The 3,828-nt window shown below is 58.5% G+C and carries 4 protein-coding genes; 2 read left to right on the top strand and 2 right to left on the bottom strand.

What is annotated here, in order from left to right:
• Nucleotides 1-249: 249 nt before the first annotated feature.
• Both AC2FNN_RS21145 and AC2FNN_RS21150 read left to right on the top strand, forming a co-directional pair.
• A complete protein-coding gene (locus tag AC2FNN_RS21145; RefSeq protein WP_496760437.1) occupies nt 250-1,299 on the top strand; it encodes a porin in 1,050 nt (349 codons plus the stop codon).
• A 101-nt stretch (nt 1,300-1,400) separates the two neighbouring features.
• Complete coding sequence (locus AC2FNN_RS21150; RefSeq protein ID WP_496760438.1) at nt 1,401-2,060, top strand: YggS family pyridoxal phosphate-dependent enzyme; 660 nt, start codon at nt 1,401-1,403, stop codon at nt 2,058-2,060.
• On the opposite strand, the gene AC2FNN_RS21155 is transcribed toward AC2FNN_RS21150, so the two are convergent.
• Both AC2FNN_RS21155 and ribA read right to left on the bottom strand, forming a co-directional pair.
• Nucleotides 2,044-2,544 (bottom strand): L,D-transpeptidase family protein, encoded by a 501-nt coding sequence (locus AC2FNN_RS21155; protein ID WP_496760440.1) that lies wholly within the window; start codon nt 2,542-2,544, stop codon nt 2,044-2,046. The two genes, AC2FNN_RS21150 and AC2FNN_RS21155, sit on opposite strands and share 17 nt — an antisense overlap.
• Nucleotides 2,541-3,632 (bottom strand): GTP cyclohydrolase II, encoded by a 1,092-nt coding sequence (gene ribA, locus AC2FNN_RS21160; protein WP_496760441.1) that lies wholly within the window; start codon nt 3,630-3,632, stop codon nt 2,541-2,543. The genes AC2FNN_RS21155 and ribA overlap by 4 nt, the downstream gene beginning before the upstream one ends.
• Nucleotides 3,633-3,828: the final 196 nt, after the last annotated feature.

The raw sequence follows: 3,828 nt of genomic DNA on the forward strand, positions 1-3,828 counted from the left end.
CAGGGCATACTCCTAGCCAAGGACCCTCGCTGCAACAAGCCTATTCTTCTGAAATGTAAGCGTGCCCGCCTTATCCGGGCGAAAAGGAACTGTGGCATCCTTGCACCAATCTGACCCCAATGACGTGACCGGGTTTATGCCAAGCTTGCGCAACGGGGGCAAAAAGAGCGAAACGGTGTCCGTGCTGAGACATATGCCGAGGCATGTGTCGAGTAGATAACTCTTTTGAATGAAACCGAGGGAAACAAGATGAAAAAAGTTCTCTTCGCATCGACGGCGCTGATCGCGACCGCAGGCGTTGCAGCAGCTGAAGTTAACTTCAGCGGTTACGGCCGTTTTGGTATTGGCTACGTTGAAGACCGTACCGCAACCACAACCGTTAACGGACCTGGCGCAGACGGCCTGATGGGCACAGCCGATGACGTCTCCGCAACTTCGACCGCACAGTCTGACGACGCTATCCTGGTCTCGCGCTTCCGTCTGAACATCGACGGCGTCGCAGAAACCGACGGTGGTGTACGCTTTGAAGGCCGTGTTCGTCTGCAAGCCGACGAAAACAGCAGCACCGGTGAAGCAAACTCGGCCGGCCTGAACGGCGCACGCTTCTCGGTCATCTACGGCGGTCTGCGTGTTGACGCGGGCAACGTCGCAGGTTCGTTTGACAACCTGGCAAACTACTACGGCAACGAAGTTGGTCTGGAACTGTTCGCAGGTCAGTACTCGGGCGTTGACTACAGCTTCCTGGCTTACTCGTCGACCGGTTCGGGTTCGAACGCTGTGTTCTTCCAGTATTCGGTTGGTGACTTCTCGTTTGGTGCATCTTATGACCAAGCGCAGGTTACAACTGTTGCAGCTGGTGGTGCCGCTTCGACCACCGTTGACGCAGACCGCTGGGACATCAGCGCAACCTACACCTTCAACAACATCACTGCCGCTCTGGCCTATGGTCAGACCGACGGTGGCGCAGGCCCCGATCCGAGCCTGACCGTTCTGACCCTGGGTGGCGAATGGGGTGACTTCTCGGGTACCCTGTTTGTCGCGGACGACGCAACTGAGGTTGCTTCGACCGACGGTACTGCATGGGGTCTGTCGGCTGCCTACAACCTGGGCGCTGCAACCACCCTGCTGTTCACCTATGGTGACGGTAACGCCTCTGCTGACACTCAGCAGGTTGCTATCGGTGCGATCTACGACCTGGGTGGTGGTGCATCGCTGCGCGGTGGTATCGGCCGCAACGACTGCGACAGCTGCGCAAGCGACACAATCGTTGCTGACTTCGGTGCTCAGTTCAACTTCTAAGCTGATCTGAACCGCAAGGTTTGAGGGCGGGTCTTCGGACTCGCCCTTTTCTTTTGCGTCGACTTGGTGTTTTTCTGCGCCAAAGACAGATTGAGGGCCCCATGTCGTTGCAAGAAATCACCGCACGCATTGCAAATGCCGAAGCCAGATCGGACCGCCCTGCCGGTTCCGTCAAACTGATCGCTGTATCCAAAGTACAACCGAATGAGCGGGTTCAGGCGGTGCTGGAGCAGGGCCACAGATGTTTTGGTGAGAATCGCGTACAGGAGGCGGCCAGCAAATGGCCCGCTTTCAAACAGCAGTTCGATGCCGTCGATCTGCATCTCATCGGCCCGTTGCAGACCAACAAGGCCAGGCAGGCGATGGAACTGTGTGACGCGATTCATTCGGTCGATCGCCCCAAACTGGCCAAAACCCTGGCGCGGCTGGCGCAAGAGGTGGGATACTGCCCCGACCTTTTCATTCAGGTCAATACGGGTGAAGAAGCGCAGAAGGCAGGCGTTCTTCCTGCGGATGCGGACGAGTTCATCGCGGAATGCCGATCGCTGGACCTGCCGGTGCGTGGGTTGATGTGCATCCCGCCGGTCGATGAAGAACCCACTTTGCATTTCGCCCTCTTGGCCAAGATCGCCGCACGAAACGGGCTGGAGGGATTGTCGATGGGGATGAGCAGCGACTTTGAACAAGCCATCGCATTGGGCGCCACCCATGTTCGCGTCGGTTCCGCCATTTTCGGCGAGCGGGTCAAACTTCAGGGATGATCAGGCGCGTTCCAACGGCAATTCGCCCTGCAATCCAGTGCAGATGGTCCCGGCGAAAGGCAATGCAGCCCTCGGTCGGGTAGCCGGGCCTGCGCCACTGGTGCAGAAAAATCGCCGATCCCTTGCCGGGAACGGCATTCGGCCAGTTCCAGTCGGTCAACAGGACCAGATCGTAAAGTGGATCAGCCCGGCGCAGTTTTTCATGACTGAACGCATAAGGGGCAGGCACCATGTGATTGTAGTGGCTGTCCTCGACGTCATCCGACCACAAGTCCTGCGGCCCAATCGGAATCGCCCAGAAGTTGGGGGCGACCAGCCGGTCGGGTCGGTAGAGCATGCCGACGATTCGATGGCATCCGGTAGGTGTCGCCCCGTCACCCTCGTGTTTCGTGTTGCTCAATCCGCCTTTGCCAATCGAGCAGGGGATGGTCCTGCCAAGAAAGCGAACGCCACGTGGGGTGAGCACAAGATCGGCTGGGGTCACAACAGGTGCCCGGATTTCGCGGCTTTCGTGGCCAGGTACCCCCGGTTATGCGCGGTTTCACCCACTTTCAAAGGAACGCGCTCGGTCACGGCGATCCCTGTGCGTTCCATCATCGAGATCTTGGCAGGGTTGTTGGTCAGCAGGCGCACCGCGTTGAAGCCCAGAGATTTCAGGATATCCGAGCCGAGTCGGAAGTCACGCTCATCATCCTCGAATCCCAGCCTGTGGTTTGCTTCCACCGTGTCAAAACCCTGATCTTGAAGAAAATAGGCGCGCATCTTGTTGGCCAGCCCGATTCCACGCCCTTCCTGGTTCAGATACAGAAGAACGCCAGCCCCTTCGGTCCCCATTTGTGCCAGCGCGCCCCGCAATTGCGGACCGCAGTCGCATTTCAGGCTGCCCATCAGATCGCCCGTGAAACAGGCGGAATGCAATCGGGCCAGCACTGGTTTGTCCCGATCCGGGCGGCCTATTTCGACCGCGTAATGTTCTTCTCCGCCATCTTCGGGGCGAAAAACATGCAGGCGACCGGCCTCGGATACTTCCATCGGAAGACGCGCGGCAACCACCTCATGCAGGGCGCTGCGGTCCGCCAGATGCGGGGCGGCGCGCGTGTGGTCAATGCAGGTCAGGCCGTTCGATACCGCAAAGGCCCGGCCATCTTCGACCGGTACGACGACCGCAGCGGGAAGTATGCGCGCGGACTTGGCCAACGCAATCGCGATGCGGTGCAAATTGGCGTTACCGTGGCGCTCGGTCATCAACGGACCTTTCATCGGCGCGTTCAGATCGTCAGAGGGATCAGCAACTGCCTGCACCCAAGTGATGTCTGCATCGGCGGGAATCGAAACGCGCGCAAGATCGCCGTCATAGGCCCGCGCCTTGAGTGTTTCGGCCCGTCGCCCGGTAATGGCCACCACCGGGTCTCCGAGCTTTTTCAGATCAGCCAGGCGCTGCGGGTTGAGCGTTTCCGCAGAGATCGCCACAACGCTAAAGCCGCTGTCATCGGTCAGCACCACTGGAACGCCCATGCGCAGATCGGCCCGGGCCCGGGCAAGAAGTTCGGTGATATCGGGAATGAGGCTCATCTATGTTACCCTATAACGCTCAGCCTTTCTCCTAGCTGTTTCGAAAGGAAATGTGAAACATTTCTGCCAACTCTGACACGAAGGCGTGAAACCGTTGCAGCAAATCTTGTTGATTGCATATTCCGCGCGCAAGTGATGGAAAAGCGTTTGGAGGATCGGGAAATGGCTCAACTCAAGAAAATCCTGTTGGTGGACG

Source organism: Ruegeria sp. BHSA118, from assembly GCF_059613405.1.

Coding starts and splice junctions, on each gene's coding strand:
- AC2FNN_RS21145 (WP_496760437.1), top strand. CDS start 250: ATGAAAAAAGTTCTCTTCGCATCGACGGCGCTGATCGCGACCGCAGGC.
- AC2FNN_RS21150 (WP_496760438.1), top strand. CDS start 1,401: ATGTCGTTGCAAGAAATCACCGCACGCATTGCAAATGCCGAAGCCAGA.
- ribA (WP_496760441.1), bottom strand. CDS start 3,632: ATGAGCCTCATTCCCGATATCACCGAACTTCTTGCCCGGGCCCGGGCC.